Origin of the sequence: Halioglobus japonicus (assembly GCF_001983995.1) — a bacterium.
Taxonomy (GTDB): Bacteria; Pseudomonadota; Gammaproteobacteria; order Pseudomonadales; family Halieaceae; genus Halioglobus; species Halioglobus japonicus.
In genome coordinates, this window is sequence record NZ_CP019450.1 from 39,899 (window position 1) to 59,383 (window position 19,485).

Here is a 19,485-nt window from a genome sequence, read left to right on the forward strand (position 1 = left end):
CACCAATTCAAAGAAGGCCGAGCATTTTGCTCGGTCTTTTTCGTTTCCGGGATCGGACTTCCGACCGGCTGACACAACGTCCAAGTAGTGATCCAATCTGCAGGCAGCGTCATCCACAATCAGCCGCGCGCTCCGCCCAGGCCGTTACCGGCAAAGCTCGAACATGCCTCTCCGGGCAAGCCGGCCATCGCCTGGCCGAGCGACAGTTTGGATTCATGGCCGCCCGCTTCTTGTATACGGATAGGCTGAGGCCCTGCCCAACGTCCAGCACATTCAGCGAGTTGGCATTCAATGCGACGAAAAATCATCGCAACGCGCTTTAGCCGCGCGCGAGTTACCTGTACCTTATCCCAAGGTTACGGCTGTCGCTCAGGCCCTGAGCGAGCCGAACCCGGTACAGGGCGACAGAAGAATGATAAAGACCAAAGACCTGAGCCTTTTTGATGCGATGATCATCGCCGCCACGCTGGTCGTGCTGCTGGGCGGCGCTATTGCGCTGTTTGGCAGCGACGCGCTGCAGGGCGCGACCCAGATAGCCTTAATGCTCACCGGCTTTGTGGGTGCGGTCATCGGCATGAAAAATGGTTTGAGCTGGAACGCAATCGAAGCCAATATCGTCAAGGCCACTTCGCGCACCATTGGCACTAACCTCATCTTTTTATCCATTGGCTCATTGATCGGCAGCCTGATGCTGTCAGGTTCTGTGCCAACGCTGCTGTATGTCGGACTGAACATACTCTCTGCTGAGTACTTTTATCCGCTGTGCTGCCTGATCTGTGCGCTAACCTCATTGTGCATCGGCAGTTCCTGGACCACCGCGGCGACCGTGGGCGTAGGCCTGATCGGTGTCGCTTACGGCTTCTCGCTCTCGCCAGAGATCACCGCAGGCGCCGTCATTTCCGGCGCCTACTTCGGCGACAAAATGTCGCCCCTGTCAGAAACCACCAATCTGGCTCCCGCTGTCACTGGCAGCGAGTTGTTCAGCCACATCCGGCACATGACATGGGTATCGATACCCAGCTTTATTATCAGCGTTGTACTCTTCGCTATCGTTGGCCTGACCGCCAACGTCGAGAGCGAGAGCCAGGCCCAGGTAGAGCGTTTTCTTGTCACTCTGGACTCCAGCTTCAACATCGCATGGTACAACCTCATACCCATTGTCTTCGTGCTCGTGCTGGCGATAAAGCGAGTCCCGGCCCTGCTCGCCATCACCGCCGGTACGCTGCTCGCCTGTTTATTCGCGACGCTCTTCCAGCAACCGACATTATCTCGCTTTGTAAATGACAGTGAGCTGGGCCAGACCATGCTGGTCATCAAGGGGCTCTGGCTCGTACTGTTCGACGGCTTCGTCCTCGCTTCAGGGAACGAGGACGTGGACTCACTGCTGTCTCGTGGCGGCATGAGTTCCATGGTAAATATGGTCTGGCTGGTCCTCAGCTCAATGATGATGGCCGGCGTCATGGAAAAGGTCGGCTTCATACAACTTATCATGCGCGGCATGGTGAGCCTGGTGAGATCGACAGGATCGCTAATCGCCACCACGATGACGACATGTATCGGCGTCAATGTGCTGACCGGAGATCAGTACCTCTCGCTTGTACTGCCCGGGCAGATGTGGCAAGAGGAATACCGCAAGCGCAATCTCGATACAGTCAACCTTTCGCGCACACTCGAAGATGCCGGGACGCTTACATCACCGCTTATTCCCTGGAATGCCTGTGGTGTATTCATGGCAGGCACATTGGCCGTCGCCACCCTGAGCTATCTGCCGTACTGCTTCTTCAACCTGATTAACCCTGTCATTGCGCTCGTATACGGCTATGCCAATATCAAGATAAAGCAACTCGATAAACTGACACCAGAACCTGAATCTCCGCCCCGTCAACACATCACTTAAGGCAGGGAGCCTCAGTTCGACTCAGGTAGCACCGCCTGCAGGTACCTGTCGACAAAGTCGATGATCGGAACTTGAACAGACCCAAATCGTGAACTTAACTTGAAGAGATAACCCTTGGAAACGCCAAACATAAACTGAGGCCACACAGATGCTCGGGTACATCTTCGACACACTGCGCTCCAACCCCGAGCTCGCCATTTTTCTGACACTTGGCATCGGTTACGCCATTGGCCGGATTCGCATCGGCAACTTTGAGCTTGGCTCTGTGACAGGTGTATTACTGGCCGGCATTGTGGTGGGTCAGCTGGGCATAACGATCGACCCACTGGTCAAATCCGTCTTCTTTATCATGTTCCTGTTTGCCGTCGGTTACGGCGTGGGACCTCAGTTTGTGCACGGCATTGCTACCGACGGTGCACCCCAGGCCCTGTTCGCTGTCGTCATCACCGTGCTGTGCCTGCTATCGGTTTATATCGCTGCCGTCGTCGCTGGCTATGACGTGGGCTTCGCCGCTGGACTTCTAGCCGGTTCGCAAACCATTTCAGCATCTATAGGCCTGGCCACCGATGCCATCAATAATCTGGATATCAGCTCCGAAGAAAAGCAGACCATGCTCAATCACATCCCGGTGGCTTACGCGGTTGTTTATCTCTGGGGCACGATTGGCACGGGGCTTATTCTGTCAGTGCTCGGGCCCAAGCTGCTGCGCATTGATCTGGCCGAAGAGTGCAAGCGCTATGAGCGAGAAATGTCAGGCGGCCACCCACCCGAGGCCGGACAAACCGCCTGGCACCAGGTAGAGATGCGCGCCTACCAGTTGCACCAGGAGTGGCCAGTGGGTAAGACCATCGCCCACGCCGAGGCCCAGCACGAAGGTGTACGGGTGTTCACCCAGAGAATTCGTCGCGATGGCACTATTCTGGAGTTCGACGAAGACACCGTGTTTCAAGCTGGTGACATCGTTGCCGTCTCTGGCAAGCGCGAGGTTATTGTCGCGCTGGGCAACAACCACCAGGAAGTTGAGGACCGCGAACTGCTCGACGTGCCCACGGAGCGGGTCAACCTCGTGATTACCCACAAAGGCTACGCCGGCAAAACCATCATCGATCTGGCCCGCGAAAAGTTCACCCGCGGTGTCTACCTGAACAAGATCACTCGCGGCGCTACATCGGTGGAGATACCGCTCCTCCCCCTCACAGAAATTCACAGAGGCGACATTCTGACCATCGTCGGCACCCGCAAGGACACCAGTCGAGTGGTTAACGCCATGGGCTATGCCGACCGTCCCAGCTCCGAAACAGATATGGTCTGGGTGGGACTTGCCATCGCCATTGGCGGCCTGATCGGCGCGCTCACCCTGCCCGTAGGAGGTGTACCCGTCACGCTGTCCACCTCTGGCGGCGCGCTGATCGCCGGCATTCTGCTCGGCTGGCTGAGGGGCGTACACCCCACCTTTGGCGCTGTACCATCCGGCGCCCTCTGGATGATGAACTCTGTCGGGCTGAACGTATTTATTGCCGTGGTCGGCATTACCTCTGGCCCGACGTTTATCGCAGGCCTGCAGGAGGTGGGCTTTGGCATTTTCTTCTGGGGCATCTTCGCCACGTCCGTGCCCATGCTCCTGGCGCCACTCATCGGCAAATACATCTTCAAGTTTGATCCCGCGATTAACCTCGGCGCTTGCGGCGGCGCCAGAACCAGCACTGCGTCGGTCGCCATGGTGGGCGACGTGGCCAAGAGCAACGTGCCCATGCTGGGCTACACCGTACCCTATGCCGTCGCCAACACCACACTGACTCTCTGGGGGCTGGTCATCGTGCTTATGCTTGCCTGAGCCACGGAGGCCCGAGCAGCCACTGCTAACAGAACTTTTGTATAAGGAAACAACACATGTCTGAAGACAAAAAAATGACCGTGTATGAGGAGTTCAACATTGAGGTTCCCCAGGATGCTTTTCCCCAGGAGTCCATCAGCGCAAGTGCCGCGCGGGCCCTGGTGGATTCCGCCATGTGGACCGACGCCAATCCCATGTTAAACCTATCGAGCTTTGTCACCACATATATGGAGCCTGAGGTACGCGACCTGATGACAGAGCACCTGCACGTCAACTATGTCGACCACGACATGTATCCGAAAACCTACGCCATGGAACAGCTCATGGTGAAGTGGCTGCACGATTTGTGGAACGGCCCCAAGGACAAGGAGCCCTATGGCTCAGCCACCGTGGGCAGCTCCGAGGCCTGTATGCTGGCGGGCCTGGCGCACAAGTGGAACTGGCGGGAAAAGCGCAAAGCCGAGGGGAAAGACACCTCAAGGCCAAACATGGTCACCGGCGGTAATGTGCAGGTGGTGTGGAAAAAGTTTATGCGTTACTTCGACGTGGAAGATCACATCATCCCGCTGGAGCCCGGCAACTACCGGCTCACCGCCGAGCATCTGGATGAATATGTCGACGAGAACACGATCTGCGTAGTGGCCATTGCCGGACAGACCTTTACCGGCGAGGACGACGACATTCAGGCCATTCACGACTGGCTCGATGAGTACGAGAAGAAAACCGGCATCTCCATCCCGCTGCATATCGACGGCGCCTCCGGCGGGTTCGTAAACCCCTTCCTCTACCCCGACTACGAGTGGGACTTCCGCCTGCCGCGTGTGGCCTCCATCAATGCCTCCGGACACAAGTTCGGGCTGGTGTACCCAGGCATTGGCTGGGTGATTTTCCGCGAGAAGGAGATTTTCAACGAGGGGCTCATTTTTTATGTGAACTACCTCGGCGGCGAATCCGCCACCGCCACGCTCAACTTTAGCCGCAACGCCGGGCAAATCATCGCCCAGTGCTACAAGTTCCTGCACCACGGCCGGGAAGGCTACACTCGTATCATGCAGCAGACGGTAGAAAACGCTGCCTACCTGCGCGATCGCCTGGTCGACAGTGATTACTTTGAAATCATGAACCAGACTCAACGCATTCCGGTGGTGGCGCTCACCCTGAATGACGACATCACGCGCTTTAACGAATTCGATGTGTCTTACAAGGTGCGCGAGAAAGGCTGGGTACTGTCGGCGTACACCATGCCACCCAATGCACAGTCCATTAACTCACTGCGGATTGTAGTGCGCCCGCATCTCAATCGTACTGTGGTCGAACAACTGGCCAACGACATTATCGCAGCCTGCGATTACCTCGCTGAATTCGGAGGTACCGCCAAACCGCCCGAGCTGCACGCGCACTCGTCACACAAGTGTTAGCGCAAAGGTGGCTGGCGACGAATCCGGCGGCGAGCAACCAGCAGCAATAGCACTGCGAGAAAAGCAAGCGCACCTGTCGAGGTCGCGGGAGTGGCCTGCGCCTCAGGAGCGTGTGCGGGCGCGGCATCCGGCGCATTAGGGTCGCTAAGCTCAATATTGAACGTGACGCGGCCTTCGCGGCCAAGGCGGCCCTTATCTTCCACGGACAGACCGATGCTGGTGGAATCAAACGCAACCGACACTCCTGCGTCCATATCGCCCACCAATGTGACATGGGTAATGATTTCACCGGGCACAGTGGAGACGAGATCGGTGAACAGGTAAAAATCACCGTCGGCCAATTCAGACCCGTAGGTGATAGTCAGGCTGGTCCCGGTGAATTCCACATCGCGATCAAACGGCGCGCCTGAACCCACATCGTCATATTCGATACCAGGCCCCACAACCCAAGTGCCGGCGGGAACATCACCGGGCACGTACGGATTATCGCTAAACGTGCGGCAGGCTGCAGTGTCCGTCGTGGGAGCCGTTAGCGGTGGCGCCACGTCACCGGGTTAAAACTTGATGCACATGGTGATGGTCTGATCCGTTAAATAGGCGCGGGCCTCCAAAGCCCCTACCGAAAGGGCCATGGCGCCCAGAATGCACGCGGCTTTTCGACACCATTCATCCATCCCCAGGAGTAAGGTTTTCGCTAATGCGGCCAAACTTACCAGACCAAGCTTGTGTCCACTAAATATAGGCCAGGTGGAGGCGCCGGGTGGTTCACAACAGCATCCAGCTGATTTCGCGAGCTTTGGCGGCTAGGTGCTCGCTACTTTCCTGCGCCGCGACTCCAGGAATAATCCAAGCGCATTGCCGCCGATAATTAGCCCGGCACCCAGGGCCAACCAGATCGTCACAGCCTCGTCGTACAACCACCATGCCGTCAGCATGATTAGCGGTAAGCGCAGGTAGTCGATGGGCATAACAATCGCCGCGTCCGCGTAGGACAGGGCCCGGCTCAGGCAGTAGTGAGCCACCAGTGCTGTCACTGCTGCCGCGATCATCCACCCCCAGTCATCCGCCGGGGCAAGCCCGGCGCCGGCAGCGACAACAGCAGCGAGAACACACACTGCATGGCCGTCATGTAGAACAGAATCAACAGGAAAGTATGATTGGTACCGCTCAGCAGCAGCGTCAGCTTACGCGTCACAATTATGCTGATACCAAAACCCACCGCCCCGGCGAGGAGCACCAGGCTGGCAGGGTCGATGACCGCCGCGCCGGGGCGCAAAATCACCAGGACACCGATAAGTCCCAATAAAATTGAGGCCCAGCGGCCACGGGTCATGGATTCACCCATAAACACCGCCGCGAGCAATGCTGCCCATAGAGGGGTAGTGAACTCCAGCGCAAACACCTCCGCAAGGGGCAGCGCGGCAATGGCTATCAGCCACGCACACTGGCCGGCAAAGTGCGCGCCGTTGCGCAGGAAGTGCCAGGGCGCCACTTCGGGCTTTAACCCCTCGCGATTCAACAGCCCCTTGGAATAGAGAATGGTGCTGACCATGATCAACCCCAACAGGCTGCGCCAGAACAGAATTTGCACCGTGCCCATCTCCACCGTCAACTCGCGGCTGGCCACCGCCAGCAGGCAGAAGCAAAACAGCGCCAACATCATCCAGGCGATGGCACGTGGGATATTACTGCGCGGCGCGGGTTGTGTGGCGTTAGTAGACAGTGGGATTCTCCGTCAGGGACAAAAGCTGCGCGCAGTATAGAGGGCCAGGCTCAGGGGGCAAAGGCCCGCAGACCCTGATACGCTTGGCAACTTCTTGCGTACAACCGATCACGAAATCTCTGAGGACTTGCCGATGCGCCAGATAATTGCCCTGATGATCACCACGCTGATCACCTTGACCGCCCAGGCGGGCCCCAGTCCCCAGGTGCAAGCCATGATTAATGAACTGGGCCTGCGCGAGGCCGCTGAGCCCATGCGCGAGCACCCCGGCTGGGCACCCGGCAAAATTGTGGCGGCCGTACCGCCGACCATGCTTCAGGCCATGCCCGGCTACCAGGCACAGCTGGAGGCCGCCGCGGGGGATGCACAACTCGTGTTCGCTACCCGCGACACCCTGACCAGGGAGCTCGCAGACGCCGATGCGGTGATCGGGTTCTGCTCACCGGACCTCATCCAGGCCGCCACAGATAAGCTGCTCTGGGTGCACAATATCTCCGCCGGTGTTGACCGCTGCCCCATGGACGCGTTCGACCAGCGGGTGCTCACCAACAGCAAACGCCTGATGGGCCCAGCCATTGCCGAGCACACTATTGCCATGCTGATGGCCCTCACCCGCAACCTGCCCCTGCTGATCAACGCCCAACAAACGGGCGAATGGCTGGGTGGCCCAGCACGCAATATGCCTTTTGGCGAACTGCGCGGAAAAACCCTTCTCGTGGTGGGCCTCGGCGGTATTGGTACAGAAATCGCCCGCCGCGCCCATGCACTGGGCATGAACGTGACAGCCACGAGAAATTCCAGCCGCAGTGGGCCAGATTTTGTGAGCTACGTGGGCCTCGCCAATGAACTGCACAAACTGGCGGGAGAGGCCGATGTGGTCGTGAACGCCTTACCGCTAACTACCTCCACCACCGGCCTGTTTGATGGAGAGTTTTTCAACGCGACCAAGTCCGGCGCTATCTTCCTGTCCATCGGCCGGGGCAAGAGTACCGTCACCGATGACCTGATGGCGGCCCTGACCTCCGGGCAGATTTATGCGGCGGGTCTGGATGTGACTGACCCGGAACCCCTGCCCGCGGATCATCCCCTGTGGAAGATGGACAACGTGATCATCACACCGCATCTGTCTGCATCAGGCGCAGGCACAGTGCAGCGGGTGAGCGCACTCACCGTGGAGAATCTCAGACGTTACGTGGCCGGTGAGCCACTGCTAAACAAGGTGAACACCCAGGCTGGCTACTAACGCCAGCCAGCGGGCTGCTACTCCTCGCAGAACGCCTTATAGGCGGCCTCGTTATTCTCAAAGCCCTGCTGCTTGGCCAACTCCCAGGGGCGCTCGCACTGCTGGGTTTTGGCGCACCAGCTGTAGCCTGCAGAAGCCTTACAGCCATGCTCGTCGACATCCGATCCCACCGCGGGACTACCGGTGCCGCCGCCGTCTCCGCCGGAGCAGGCGCTTACTAGCAGGGCGAGAGAAAGTGCGATAGCTGGGGATTTCATACGTCGACTCCGGGTCCTTAACTGGTTCTGCTCAGCATAGACCAAACAGCGGCCTTGGCCACTTGAGACCAGTTGTGTGACCCACCGCACACTTTCTGGCGCAATCTCCAGTTTTCTACTGCTGCAGCCCTCAAGATTCGCGCTAATGGCCGCCCTTACTCATCCACCAGAATGGCGTCTGATCCACCGTGTACCACCAGAAGTTCCTCGCCGCCTGTCTGGGCGTCGCTATAGCCCCGCGGCCCTGTCACAAACCCTTGTCACCACCATCGCCGACTCGACCAATACCGACCCTCAGGTCTGGTATGAAAACGACGTTCGCACAGGTGGCACCGCCGGCATCGTCGACCTGACCGGCCTGGGGGGCAACCTGGAGAACAGTGCGCCACTGCCAGTCGGCGCCGCCCTGCTGACCACAGACTTCACCAACCAAGCCAAGAGTGAAATCGGGGTACTGGATGCCTACGGTAGGCCTGCCGACATCTTTGGCTCACTTCAGCTCAGCTACAGCTACCTGAAGGCCACCAACGTCGGCCAGAGTGCCTTCGCCGCTCCTGCGCTGCGACTGACATTCTTCAATGCCACCTGCGACGACGTGGTCAGTGCGGACGACTACTTCATGACGCTGGTTTACGAGCCCTACTGGAACTATGGCAACAGCGAGCCACCGCTGGACACCTGGACTACAGAAACCATCGACGGCGACAAAGGCTTCTTCTGGTCTACCCGCGGCTTCGGCACCGGCAACGCCGCTGGCGGCCCGCCGCTGAACACGCTCAATGAATGGCTGGCCCAGCTCTCAACTGATTTTGCCGATGCTGACCTGGTAAAGGTGAGCCTGGGTGTGGGTTCCTATAACCAGGGCCAGATCGGGTACGTGGATAACGTCTCAATTGCGCACAGCGCAGGTGCGGGCTACAGCGCCGCCTATAACTTTGACTTTACGCCCGTAGACACTACCTCAGGCACCGACACGGCGGTGGCCGCCGAGGCCGGGGTCGCTGACGACGGTGGCAGCCGCGCAGCCTTTGATCCAAGGCCGGTGCCCCTGCCCTCGCTGTGGCTCGTGCCGCTGGTGATTGCCCTGGGTGGACTGGCCGCGCGCCGCAACCGCCGCCGCTAACAGCGCCCTTCGCGGAGCCGGCCTCGGTCCGAGCTCCGCGACTCTCCGCTACCACTTGTTCCAGGAATCTCAATCCGCGCTATTCCCCCACCGATCCGTCGACACAAGCACGACACTTCGCGACAAATGGCAACACAACACGCTTGAATTCCCGCTCCAATTTATACACCCTGCATTCATACCAAAGATAAGGATGCAGTGCAGATGAATCTGGCCCAGACTGTCACAATCTCCCCGGATGCCATCCATCAGGAAGTGTCCGGTGAAACCGTGATTCTCGATCTTAAAAGCGAGAACTACTTCGGCCTGGACGAGGTCGGTACGCGTATCTGGCAACTCACCGAGGAAACCGGCAGCTTGCAAGATGTGTACGACCGCATGCTGGCTGAGTATGACGTTACCGCAGAGCAGCTCGAGGAAGACATGGGCGAGCTGTTCAGCAAACTGGCCAAGATGGGCCTGGTCGAGCTGAGCGACTGAGCGCTCCGCGCCGCAACAATTAATAATGGCTGCTCAAGCAGTCAGCACCATAAACCAAACGGAGTGACCTATGGGAAGCATCATCTTCTGGCTCGTGCTACTGGCGCTGGTGATTTACATCATCAGTATTTACAACCGCCTGGTCACTCTCAAGAACCGCTACAAAAACGCCTTCGCTCAAATTGAAGTGCAGCTCAAGCGCCGCTACGACCTCATCCCCAACCTGGTGGAAACCGCCAAGGGCTATATGGCCCACGAACGCGAAACCCTGGATGCCGTAGTCACCGCCCGCAACGACGCGGCCGCCGTGCTCAAAGCGCTGGAAAACGGCAACCTCGGCGCCACCGACCTGGGCAACCTTGCCAGCGCGGAAAACACCCTGCAGGGCGCCCTGGGCAAATTGAACGTAACCATGGAGGCCTACCCGGACCTCAAGGCCAGCGACAACATGATGCAACTCACCGAGGAGCTCACCACTACCGAAAACCGCATCGCCTTCGCCCGCCAGGGCTTTAACGATGCCGTCATGGCCTTCAACACCTACCGCCAGAGCTTCCCCCGGTATTCTTCGCCGCCCGCTTCGGCCACCCCGAAGACGCCCAACTCCTGGAGTTCGACGATTCCCCCCAACTCCAGGCCGCCCCCAAAATCGCCTTCTAACACCTTGGGGTCAGGTCTTATTTTTCTGAAACAGCTGTTTCAGAAAAATAAGACCTGACCCCAGGGTTTTCCGACAGCGGGAAGGGTTATGGATTTTTTTCAGCAACAGGATATTGCTCGCAGAAACAGCCGGCTGCTGGTGGCTCTGTTTGTGGCGGCGGTGTTTTTGTTGGTATTGCTTACCAACCTGCTGGTATCGGGCTTTCTGTACTTCAGCCAGGATTACAACGTGTATTCGGGCAGCAGCGGTGTGCAGGGCTTTATGGCCTTTTTTAGCTGGGAGCGCTTCGGGGCGATCGGCATGGCCACCACGGCCACGATCGCGCTGGTAATATTGTTCAAGTGGATACACCTTTCCAGCGGCGGCAAGGTAGTAGCCGAGAGCATGGGCGGCGTGCGGTTGCTTCCGCAAACCACCGACAAAGCCGAACGCCGCTGCCTCAATGTGGTAGAGGAGATGGCACTGGCGGCAAATATGCCGGTGCCGGCGGTCTACATACTTCCGGAAGAGCGCGGCATTAACGCCTTCGCCGCCGGGATCGTGCCGGCAGACGCCGTAGTCGCGGTGACACGGGGCTGTATTGACCACCTCACCCGCAAAGAACTGCAGGGCGTTATCGCCCACGAGTTCAGCCACATACTCAACGGCGATATGCGCCTGAACATTCGCCTGGCGGCAATGCTCAAGGGCATTACGTTTGTGGGCGATGTGGGCCACATTCTGATGCGCAGCACCAACCGCGTTCGCACCGGGGCACGCAGTAATAATGATGGCCCGGCACTGCTGATACTGGGCCTGCTGCTGTGGCTACTGGGCTGGTTGGGCGGTCTCGCTGCGGGCTTTATCAAGGCCGCCATCAGCCGCCAGAAAGAATATCTGGCCGACGCCAGTGCGGTGCAGTTCACCCGCGACAACAGCAGCATTGCGGATGCGCTGAAGGTCATAGGGGGCTATGTGCCCGGCACGCTGGTGCACGCCGCACGCGCGGTAGAGATGTCGCACATTTTCTTTGGCCAGGTGGAGCATCACTTGTGGCAGGTGTTTTCCACTCACCCGCCGCTGGCCGAGCGCATTCGTCGCGTCGACCCCGCCTGGGATGGCCAGTTCATCAAACGCCAACCCAAGCATTACCCCAACCCCGGCACCTCGGCGGCTGAAGCAGGGCTGGCACGCGCAGGTATCGTAGCGGCTGCGATGGCGGCCACAGCAGATGTGGCTGACCAACAGGATGAGGTAAGCGCTGAGGAAGACGCCTGGTTTGGCGAACCCGCAGACTTTGAAGCGGAGACCGCCACCCAGGCCGCTATTCCCGTGGCCCTGGTGCGCCACAGCCACGAACCGTTAGGCGCCCAGGCACTGGTGTGTGCGCTGCTGGCCAGCCCACAGGCGCCGGTTTACCAGGTGCAGTCACAAGTGCTTAGCGAATCCGGTGTGCAGGGCCTGGCCGAGCTCACCCATACCGTATACCCGGCGGTACAGGCGCTGGGAGCACCCAGGCGGTTGCCGCTGCTCGAGCTGTGCCTGCCCGCTCTCAAGGCCATGTCCCTCGGCCAGTATCGGGCCTTCAAAACCAATCTGCTGCAACTGATTAAAGCGGACACGCGCACTGAACTGCATGAATGGTGCCTGTTCCAACTCGCTCGCCACTACCTGGATCCGGAATACATCCAGGTGAAGCCCAGCAAGCCGCGCTACCGCAAGCTGGCCAAGGTCGACTTCCATTTACGCGTGGTCCTTTCCACCCTCGCCTATGAAGGCGGCGCCAGCAGCATAAAGGACAGCGAACAGGCCTTCCGCCTGGGCGCCGATGAACTGGGTTTCAATAAAATGCAGTTGATGCAGCGCGACCAGATGAGCGTGGCAGCCTTCAGCCAAGCCGTGCACGAGCTGGCCAGCTGCTACCCCCTCCTAAAGCCGCGGATACTAAAAGCGATGACGCTTGCCGCCGGCGCCGACGGCGCTGTCACCGCCGAAGAGCGCGAAATTGTCGCGGCGATGGCCGCGGTAATGGACTGCCCCCTACCCGGCTACCTGCAGAACTGAAGCCCGCCCCACCAAAACCGACCATTCGCTGGCGAGGCACGCCCCCTGTGCTAGGCTGATCCTTACCGTCAAGGATGACGGCACACATAACAGTTTCTAAACCACAACATGGAAGTTTTGGCTATGGAACACGCACTGACCTCTCGGGCGGGAGCTGGCTCCGGCTACCTGCCCGATGTGAAAGCACTCATCGGCAACCCGCTGCTGGCACCCATGCCACCCCAGCCCGTTGCCCCACCTGAACCTGACGCCAGCGAAGGCTTTCTGCCGCGGGAGAGACCCTCGCATCAGATCTGCACCGCCGAGCGCGTCCTGAAAATACTACTGGAGAGTAACCTGGCGCGAGTGAGGGCCGATTCCGTTGCCGAGACCCTCGGCATGAGCGGCACCACATTGCGCCGGCGCCTGCGGCAAGACCACACCTGCTACCAGTTTTTGCTGGACCGGGTGCGGCAATACCGCTGTGAACGCTCACTGCGAGAGCGTTGGCGACCGGGCAAATGCCTGGCGGATGAACTGGGTTACCTGGAAGTGAACAGCTTCTACCGCGCCTTCCAGCGCTGGACCGGGCTAACGTACAGCCAGTACAGGGAACAGTGCGGATACTGAAGTGAGACGGTTGCGTCAGCCGACCAGTGTGAGACCTTTGTAGTTGCCGATCATCACCTTGTTCCGGCCGCGCTCCTTGCCGTGATACAGGGCGGTATCTGCCCGGGCAACGCAGGCGTCGAGCGTCTCGCCCTTGCGATACTCAGCGACACCAAAGGTCATGGTGAGGCTTAAGCGTTCACCACCGTACTCGAACACATTGTCGGCGATAGTTTCGCGCAGCTTCTCGGCGAGTACTGCCGCGCCTTCGGAATCTGTCTCGGGCAGCATGAGGATAAACTCCTCGCCGCCCCAGCGGGCCACGCGATCGACATCGCGGGTGCGGTCGCGCATCAGCTCGCCTACCCGGCGCAGCACGTGGTCACCGCAGGCATGGCCGTACTGGTCGTTGAACTGCTTGAAATGATCCACGTCGGAAATGACGATCGAGAACTGCTTACCCGAGCGCTGTGAACGGCTGATTTCCTGGCTGACTTCATCGGTAAAACCGCGACGGTTCAGCAGGCCGGTGAGGTGATCAATACTCGCCGCCCTCATGAGCTTTTCATTGGCGTCACTGAGTTCGGCGGTTCGATCCGCCACCTGCGCTTCCAACTCGGAATGCATGGACGTGTAGCTGCGCGCCATGGATACAGCCATGGCCAACAGAATAGCCACGAAACCGACCGGCGACAGCCGCGGGGTTTCGATGTGGAACAGGTCGATGGTCACATCGTTGACGCAAGTGGCCATAAAGATAAACGTACCCACCGCCACCGAGCGTGCTTCGGGATTGCCCCGGCGTGTCTCCGCCAAAATGACATATACGGTATAGGCCACTACGCCCAGTGCCAGGAATTGCTCGTAGTGGAGCGTGTAGAAGTTCACATTCTGCCCCGGAATCAACATCACCGCGGCGGAGAACATCACAAAGGCCACCTGCACCATCCGCAGCCACGGTGGCACGCCAATTTTCAGCACCGCCCATACCAGTTGAATACCGAGGGCAGGGAACAGGTAAATAGCGCCGAACTCTATTTTCTTCAGGGTGCCGAAATCCAGACCCAGCATAAACTTCCATTGGGTGAGCATCAGCCCGTAGAGCGCGATCACCATCGACGCCAGGCCAAACCACAGGTAACTCACCAGGACCTTGTTCTGCGCGTAGATGTACAGGTGGTACAAGCCAAACGCGAAAATGAGCACGGCAAACAACAGGCCCGGCAATTCACCGACCACACCTTTCAGTAATAGCGGTGCAAATTCACCGAAGCGGAATTCACCGCCGGATGGGCCCGCACTCCAGGCATTCACTAAGGGCTCCGGGCCGCCCCATACACGCATGGCCAGCACCACGCGGCCATGGGCATCAACGGCAGAGGCGGGAATGACAAATACGCGCTGGCGGTCGTAGTTAATATCACCCAGGGGAGGCAGTTGCCCGACTTTACCGACTAACTCACCACCGGCATAAAGCTCAAACGCACTCATCACCTTGCCGGTGCGAATGGCCAGGCTTTTTACCTGGTCGCTGGCGACGAGGTTCGAGTCGAGTTGGATCGTCAGCCGATACCAGGCCATGTGATTGAATTCTGGGTAACCCGGGCGCTCCCACCGTCCAGGAACACGACGCACCTCCCACTCGGCATCGCTGTAGGTGGGCGAAGCCCAGGCCATGTCGTCGCCGGGCATAAACCGCCAATCGCCTTTCAGCGATAGCGACTCACGCAGCAGATGCTCGTCCACATGGGCAGCGACAGTATCGTTCGCCGAGACAAGGCTCGCCTGTCCCGCCAGAAGCAGGAGTGCGAGGCAGCCCAGCAAAAGTTTGCTCGCCGCCGACTGAAGGGTACTGATCTTGGCCACGTTGTCCTTCAATCCCTCGAAAATGGGGATCATCAGTATAGGGAAATTACAGTGGCCGGTGGCTTGAGGGGCGTAAAAGCTAGAGTTCCGTCACAGTTCAGGACAGCTTTTCTGTACTTTTTTGCAAAGCACTACTTGATCTAGAGCCAACCGCGGTAGCGATACACAAGATAACCGACATATTCCCGCAAGGCATACGTGGTGCGGGCCAGATCGTCCACAGTGGGTAAAAAGGGCGGCACCGCGGGTGTACCGACGAGGCGCTGGTAATCGGTGGGCGCGGGAATCACCTCGTACCCTTCGCGCGCAAATAAGGGCACGGCGCGGCGCATATGCCAGGCAGACGTTACCAAGTGAATTTTCTCAACGCCTTTGCCGTCGAGAATCACTTTTGAAAAAACGGCGTTTTCGTGGGTATCACGGCTGTTGCTCTCCTTAAGAATAGCCCTGGCCGGCACGCCCATGGTTACCAGAATCTGCTCCATGATATCCGCCTCGGATCGGTCTCCTGGCCCGGCCCCGCCGCTCACCAAAATAAACGGGGCCTTGCCGTTTTTATAGAGATCCGCCGCGTGCAGCATGCGGTCAGCCGCGTGGTTGAGATCGCCGTGGCTACTCCAGTGAGTATCGCCGCGGGTGCCGCCGCCCAGCACCACGATCGCTTCCGCTTTGGGCACAACTGACATCACTTTGGGGCGGTAATAGTCCTCGAGGCTGCCCATCAGGAAATCCGCAAACAGGGCGCTGGAACACACATACAGCCAGGCCGTGGCAAAGAAGATCAGCCACTTACCGCTGCGCGGCCAATCTTTCTTCAGCAGGAATAATCCAATTAATACCGCCAGAATCACCTGGGTGAGCGGATACACCAGCAGCGACAACAGTTTTGTAACGGCAAATGAGATGGGGCAACTCCTGTATACTCGAACGCGCTTGGGACCATACTAAGCCACAAATCAACAAGAACAAGGAATAGATACCATGCAATATGTCGCGATTGTCACCATCCTCATGCTCGTGCAATACACGGCTTACATGTTGCTGTGCGGCTTTGCCCGGGGCGAGAACGTGGTGGCGCCAGCCACCTCCGGCGACGAAAAATTCGAGCGCGCCTTCCGGGTGCAGATGAACACCCTGGAACAAATGGCAGTGACTTTGCCAGCCATGTGGGTGTGCGCGTATTTTTTCAGCCCGCTGTGGGCGGCGGGCCTGGGCGTGATGTTTATGGTGGGCCGGCTGCTGTACCGCAACGCCTACATGAAGGACCCGGCCACGCGCGGCCCGGGCATGGGCATCGGGTTTCTCGCAAACGTGGGCCTTATGGTGCTTTCGCTGTGGGGTGCTATCGGCCAGCTATAACAGCGAGGCTGCGAACTCAGCCGGAATAACCGGCCGGGTTCGCCGACTGCCAGCGCCAGGTGTCGGCGCACATATCTTCCAGGGTGCGGCTGGCTTTCCAGCCCAGTAACTCTTCGGCCAGAGCCGGGTCTGCCCAACATTCAGCAATATCCCCCGCTCGGCGCGCAACAATCTCATACGGCACAGGCTTGCCACTGGCGGCCTCGAAGGCTCGCACCATGTCGAGCACTGAAGATCCATTGCCAGTGCCCAGGTTCACGGTGAGCAGGCCGGGCTTTTCCAGCACATAGTTCAGTGCCGCTACATGGCCTTCTGCGAGATCAACCACATGAATGTAATCACGCACGCCAGTGCCATCGGGCGTAGGGTAATCATCGCCAAACACAGCCAGTTTTTCCCGTCGGCCTACCGCCACCTGCGCCACAAAGGGCATCAGGTTGTTCGGAATGCCGCTCGGGTCTTCACCGATACGGCCACTGGCGTGAGCGCCCACCGGGTTAAAATAGCGCAGCCGGCCGATGCTCCAGTTGGGGCGAGCTACCGCCCAGTCGCCGAGAATCTCCTCCACCATAAGCTTGGAACGACCATAGGGGTTGGTGGCCGAGGTAGGGAAATCTTCACGAATCGGCATAGAGGCCGGGTCGCCATAGACGGTGGCCGAGGAGGAGAAAATCATTCGGGTGACACCGGCCTGCTCCATGGCACCCAGCAACACAAGCGTGCCGTTCACGTTGTTGTCGTAGTATTCGAGAGGCTTCTCGACAGATTCGCCCACGGCTTTGAGGCCGGCAAAGTGCATTACGGCGTCGATGCGGTGAGAGGCAAATACATCGGCCAGGCACTGGGCGTCACGAATGTCGCCTTCGATGGCGGGGATGTCTGCGCCGGTGATCTGTTCCACCCGGGCTACCGCTTCGCGGCTGCTATTGCACAGGTTATCCAGCACCACCACGGTAAAACCCGCTTCGACGAGGGAGACACAGGCGTGGCTTCCGATATAACCCGCACCACCGGTGACCAGAACAGTTTGCGACATGAATCAATTCTCGAACAACTATTAGACGACCACGCGCATCCTAACATAGCGGCGCTTGTCTAAATCACTTATCCTCGGCAAAAGCTCACTCGCGCAAGAAGTCCAGATGCATATTCTCGTTACCGGCGCCGCCGGCTTTATCGGTTTCCACACTTGTCAGAAACTCCTCGCCCGCGGTGATACCGTGGTTGGGCTGGATAACCTGAACGATTACTACGAGGTAAGTCTCAAGCAAGCCCGTTTGGCGCTGCTCGAGGCACAGCCTGGTTTTACCTTCATTGAGGCCAATCTGGAAGATCGGCCTGTGCTTGAAGCACTGTTTGCCGAGCACCAGTTCGACGCCGTAATCAATCTAGCGGCTCAGGCGGGCGTACGCTATTCGCTGGAGAACCCCCACGCCTACATCGATAGCAATATCGTGGGCTTTACCAACATTCTCGAGTGCTGCCGCCATAACAACGTTGGCCATCTCGTCTACGCCAGCTCCAGCTCGGTGTACGGCATGAACAGCACCATGCCCTTCTCCGTGCACGACAATGTGGACCATCCGATTTCGCTCTACGCCGCCAGTAAGAAGGCCAACGAGCTGATGGCGCATACCTATTCACACCTGTTCGACCTTCCTACCACCGGCCTGCGCTTCTTCACGGTGTACGGCCCCTGGGGCCGACCTGACATGGCCCTGTTCCTGTTCACCCGCGCCATTCTCGCCGGCGAGCCCCTCAAGGTATTCAACGAAGGCAAGATGCAGCGCGACTTCACCTACATTGACGACATCGTGGAAGGCGTGGTGCGTGTCACCGACAACACGGCCACCCCCAACCCCGACTGGGACAGCGCCAACCCAGACCCGGGCACATCCAGCGCGCCTTACCGTATCTTCAATATCGGCAACAATAACCCGGTAAAACTGCTCGACTACATCGGCGCTATCGAAAACGCTCTGGGCATGAAAGCCAAGCTCGAACTCCTGCCCATGCAGCCCGGGGATGTTCCCGCCACTGCCGCCAACATCGATGCCCTCGAGAACGCTGTGGGCTACCGGCCCAGCACCCCAGTCAGTGAAGGCATCGATAATTTCATTCGCTGGTACCGCGAGTTCTACGGCGCCTGAACTACTCCGGCGTCTCCACAAATAGAATCTCTGCGGAGACGTCGTCTTTCACCACCTCCATGCGCCCACGATGCAGCTGCCGGTGGTGAAACCGGCACAAGGTCACCAGGTTGTCGAGGCTTGTCTCACCCCCTTCGGACCAGTGCCCGCCGGATGCGCGCAGGCACCACACGCGACCTTCGACCCACGTTCAGCACCAGGCCATCCTCGCTCTCGATCACCGTCACCAGCAAAGCATCGCAACTCAACCTACGCGCCGTTTCAGGCGCCAGACTCGGCGTCTGCTCGTAATCGGCGCGCCCATGTACACAACACCCCCGATTGCTGTTCCCGTAGCGTGTTCACATCCACTTGCAACACAACCTGGCACCGTTCGGCGCCCTTCAGCCCCTGCAGCTGTGAATAGTTCGGCGCCATCGCCAGAGAATGTTCCACCAAACCCACAAACGCATCCGCCCGACTTTGGTTCATAAACTGCTTGTACGTCTCCGCGGAGATTGTTTCTTTGGCCTGCTCATACTCCACATCCGGCGGCGCGTTAAAATCCTCGCCTGTGATCACCCTGTCTTCCGCGTCGCGCGCACGGGCGATAATGTTTCGTGCCGCTGCCTGCATTCGCCCTTTGTGCACTGCGTCCCAGTCCGCCTGCCGCGCCTCCCGAATGGGCTTTGTCATCGTGTCGATTGTTCTGCACACCACAAGCCCTTCCTCCGGGGTAAACCGGCCGTGTATCACCACCGTGCCGTCGTCATCGTCATCGTGGAACCAGTAAAACTCCCGCTTCTGCTCCCGCAGCGCTTCAACTTCGCGCTTAGACATCACACAGCGCGGGAAAACCGCCTG

19 protein-coding genes and 1 pseudogene are annotated in these 19,485 nt (G+C 58.9%); 11 read left to right on the plus strand and 9 right to left on the minus strand.

The window, feature by feature from the left end:
- Nucleotides 1-412 precede the first annotated feature (412 nt).
- The 3 genes from nhaC to gad all read left to right on the plus strand — a co-directional run bounded on the left by nhaC (nt 413) and on the right by gad (nt 5,149).
- On the plus strand, nt 413-1,897 hold the full coding sequence (gene nhaC / locus BST95_RS00205; protein WP_084197668.1) for a Na+/H+ antiporter NhaC: 1,485 nt from the start codon (nt 413-415) through the stop codon (nt 1,895-1,897).
- 148 nt (nt 1,898-2,045) lie between these two features.
- Nucleotides 2,046-3,731 carry an aspartate-alanine antiporter gene (gene aspT / locus BST95_RS00210; protein ID WP_084197669.1) on the plus strand — a complete coding sequence of 562 codons (1,686 nt, stop codon included), beginning with the start codon at nt 2,046-2,048 and terminating at the stop codon, nt 3,729-3,731.
- Between the two features lie 56 nt (nt 3,732-3,787).
- Complete coding sequence (gene gad / locus BST95_RS00215; RefSeq protein ID WP_084197670.1) at nt 3,788-5,149, plus strand: glutamate decarboxylase; 1,362 nt, start codon at nt 3,788-3,790, stop codon at nt 5,147-5,149.
- On the opposite strand, the gene BST95_RS00220 is transcribed toward gad, so the two are convergent.
- The 3 genes from BST95_RS00220 to BST95_RS00230 all read right to left on the minus strand — a co-directional run bounded on the left by BST95_RS00220 (nt 5,146) and on the right by BST95_RS00230 (nt 6,812).
- Nucleotides 5,146-5,694 (minus strand): hypothetical protein, encoded by a 549-nt coding sequence (locus tag BST95_RS00220; protein ID WP_146004254.1) that lies wholly within the window; start codon nt 5,692-5,694, stop codon nt 5,146-5,148. The two genes, gad and BST95_RS00220, sit on opposite strands and share 4 nt — an antisense overlap.
- A gap of 258 nt (nt 5,695-5,952) precedes the next feature.
- The gene (locus BST95_RS00225) at nt 5,953-6,198 is read right to left on the minus strand and encodes an EamA family transporter (RefSeq protein WP_240500237.1); all 246 of its coding nucleotides are present in this window, start codon (nt 6,196-6,198) and stop codon (nt 5,953-5,955) included.
- Nucleotides 6,195-6,812: a DMT family transporter gene (locus BST95_RS00230; RefSeq protein ID WP_084197673.1), complete on the minus strand. Its 618-nt coding sequence runs from the start codon at nt 6,810-6,812 to the stop codon at nt 6,195-6,197. Before BST95_RS00230 ends, BST95_RS00225 begins: the two co-directional genes overlap by 4 nt.
- A 193-nt stretch (nt 6,813-7,005) precedes the next feature.
- On the opposite strand from BST95_RS00230, the gene BST95_RS00235 reads away from it, so the two are divergent.
- Nucleotides 7,006-8,115: a D-2-hydroxyacid dehydrogenase gene (locus tag BST95_RS00235; protein ID WP_084197674.1), complete on the plus strand. Its 1,110-nt coding sequence runs from the start codon at nt 7,006-7,008 to the stop codon at nt 8,113-8,115.
- 17 nt (nt 8,116-8,132) lie between these two features.
- On the opposite strand, the gene BST95_RS00240 is transcribed toward BST95_RS00235, so the two are convergent.
- Nucleotides 8,133-8,372 carry a hypothetical protein gene (locus BST95_RS00240; protein WP_084197675.1) on the minus strand — a complete coding sequence of 80 codons (240 nt, stop codon included), beginning with the start codon at nt 8,370-8,372 and terminating at the stop codon, nt 8,133-8,135.
- Between the two features lie 145 nt (nt 8,373-8,517).
- On the opposite strand from BST95_RS00240, the gene BST95_RS00245 reads away from it, so the two are divergent.
- The 5 genes and pseudogenes from BST95_RS00245 (at nt 8,518) to BST95_RS00265 (ending at nt 13,288) form a co-directional block, all read left to right on the plus strand.
- A complete protein-coding gene (locus BST95_RS00245; protein WP_084197676.1) occupies nt 8,518-9,495 on the plus strand; it encodes a hypothetical protein in 978 nt (325 codons plus the stop codon).
- Nucleotides 9,496-9,699: 204 nt separating this feature from the next.
- Entirely contained in the window at nt 9,700-9,975 is a 276-nt protein-coding gene (locus tag BST95_RS00250) for a PqqD family protein (RefSeq protein ID WP_066059530.1), read from the plus strand.
- Between the two features lie 70 nt (nt 9,976-10,045).
- Nucleotides 10,046-10,635 (plus strand): annotated as a pseudogene (locus tag BST95_RS00255) (LemA family protein).
- Nucleotides 10,636-10,723: 88 nt separating this feature from the next.
- Nucleotides 10,724-12,679 (plus strand): M48 family metallopeptidase, encoded by a 1,956-nt coding sequence (locus BST95_RS00260; RefSeq protein WP_084197677.1) that lies wholly within the window; start codon nt 10,724-10,726, stop codon nt 12,677-12,679.
- A 123-nt stretch (nt 12,680-12,802) separates the two neighbouring features.
- Entirely contained in the window at nt 12,803-13,288 is a 486-nt protein-coding gene (locus BST95_RS00265) for a helix-turn-helix domain-containing protein (protein WP_229801900.1), read from the plus strand.
- Between the two features lie 15 nt (nt 13,289-13,303).
- Here the strand turns inward: BST95_RS00265 and BST95_RS00270 are convergent, their stop codons facing one another.
- Nucleotides 13,304-15,133 carry a sensor domain-containing diguanylate cyclase gene (locus BST95_RS00270; protein WP_169843797.1) on the minus strand — a complete coding sequence of 610 codons (1,830 nt, stop codon included), beginning with the start codon at nt 15,131-15,133 and terminating at the stop codon, nt 13,304-13,306.
- Between the two features lie 140 nt (nt 15,134-15,273).
- Nucleotides 15,274-16,014, minus strand: coding sequence for a YdcF family protein (locus tag BST95_RS00275; RefSeq protein WP_084197679.1), 741 nt, complete (start codon nt 16,012-16,014; stop codon nt 15,274-15,276).
- Between the two features lie 100 nt (nt 16,015-16,114).
- Here BST95_RS00275 and BST95_RS00280 point away from each other — a divergent pair, with 100 nt between their 5' ends.
- On the plus strand, nt 16,115-16,492 hold the full coding sequence (locus tag BST95_RS00280) for an MAPEG family protein (RefSeq protein ID WP_066059515.1): 378 nt from the start codon (nt 16,115-16,117) through the stop codon (nt 16,490-16,492).
- 16 nt (nt 16,493-16,508) lie between these two features.
- Here BST95_RS00280 and galE read toward each other — a convergent pair whose 3' ends face one another.
- Nucleotides 16,509-17,528 carry a UDP-glucose 4-epimerase GalE gene (gene galE, locus BST95_RS00285; protein WP_084197680.1) on the minus strand — a complete coding sequence of 340 codons (1,020 nt, stop codon included), beginning with the start codon at nt 17,526-17,528 and terminating at the stop codon, nt 16,509-16,511.
- Nucleotides 17,529-17,634: 106 nt separating this feature from the next.
- On the opposite strand from galE, the gene BST95_RS00290 reads away from it, so the two are divergent.
- The gene (locus BST95_RS00290; protein ID WP_084197681.1) at nt 17,635-18,642 is read left to right on the plus strand and encodes an NAD-dependent epimerase; all 1,008 of its coding nucleotides are present in this window, start codon (nt 17,635-17,637) and stop codon (nt 18,640-18,642) included.
- A 1-nt stretch (nt 18,643) separates the two neighbouring features.
- On the opposite strand, the gene BST95_RS19480 is transcribed toward BST95_RS00290, so the two are convergent.
- Together BST95_RS19480 and BST95_RS00295 are read right to left on the minus strand one after the other, a co-directional pair.
- The gene (locus tag BST95_RS19480) at nt 18,644-18,814 is read right to left on the minus strand and encodes an HNH endonuclease signature motif containing protein (protein ID WP_157114430.1); all 171 of its coding nucleotides are present in this window, start codon (nt 18,812-18,814) and stop codon (nt 18,644-18,646) included.
- Nucleotides 18,815-18,903: 89 nt separating this feature from the next.
- Nucleotides 18,904-19,461 (minus strand): hypothetical protein, encoded by a 558-nt coding sequence (locus BST95_RS00295; protein ID WP_084197682.1) that lies wholly within the window; start codon nt 19,459-19,461, stop codon nt 18,904-18,906.
- Between the last annotated feature and the right edge of the window lie 24 nt (nt 19,462-19,485).

Coding starts and splice junctions, on each gene's coding strand:
- nhaC (WP_084197668.1), top strand. CDS start 413: ATGATAAAGACCAAAGACCTGAGCCTTTTTGATGCGATGATCATCGCC.
- aspT (WP_084197669.1), top strand. CDS start 2,046: ATGCTCGGGTACATCTTCGACACACTGCGCTCCAACCCCGAGCTCGCC.
- gad (WP_084197670.1), top strand. CDS start 3,788: ATGTCTGAAGACAAAAAAATGACCGTGTATGAGGAGTTCAACATTGAG.
- BST95_RS00225 (WP_240500237.1), bottom strand. CDS start 6,198: ATGATCGCGGCAGCAGTGACAGCACTGGTGGCTCACTACTGCCTGAGC.
- BST95_RS00230 (WP_084197673.1), bottom strand. CDS start 6,812: ATGATGTTGGCGCTGTTTTGCTTCTGCCTGCTGGCGGTGGCCAGCCGC.
- BST95_RS00235 (WP_084197674.1), top strand. CDS start 7,006: ATGCGCCAGATAATTGCCCTGATGATCACCACGCTGATCACCTTGACC.
- BST95_RS00240 (WP_084197675.1), bottom strand. CDS start 8,372: ATGAAATCCCCAGCTATCGCACTTTCTCTCGCCCTGCTAGTAAGCGCC.
- BST95_RS00245 (WP_084197676.1), top strand. CDS start 8,518: ATGGCCGCCCTTACTCATCCACCAGAATGGCGTCTGATCCACCGTGTA.
- BST95_RS00250 (WP_066059530.1), top strand. CDS start 9,700: ATGAATCTGGCCCAGACTGTCACAATCTCCCCGGATGCCATCCATCAG.
- BST95_RS00260 (WP_084197677.1), top strand. CDS start 10,724: ATGGATTTTTTTCAGCAACAGGATATTGCTCGCAGAAACAGCCGGCTG.
- BST95_RS00265 (WP_229801900.1), top strand. CDS start 12,803: ATGGAACACGCACTGACCTCTCGGGCGGGAGCTGGCTCCGGCTACCTG.
- BST95_RS00280 (WP_066059515.1), top strand. CDS start 16,115: ATGCAATATGTCGCGATTGTCACCATCCTCATGCTCGTGCAATACACG.
- galE (WP_084197680.1), bottom strand. CDS start 17,528: ATGTCGCAAACTGTTCTGGTCACCGGTGGTGCGGGTTATATCGGAAGC.
- BST95_RS00290 (WP_084197681.1), top strand. CDS start 17,635: ATGCATATTCTCGTTACCGGCGCCGCCGGCTTTATCGGTTTCCACACT.
- BST95_RS00295 (WP_084197682.1), bottom strand. CDS start 19,461: ATGTCTAAGCGCGAAGTTGAAGCGCTGCGGGAGCAGAAGCGGGAGTTT.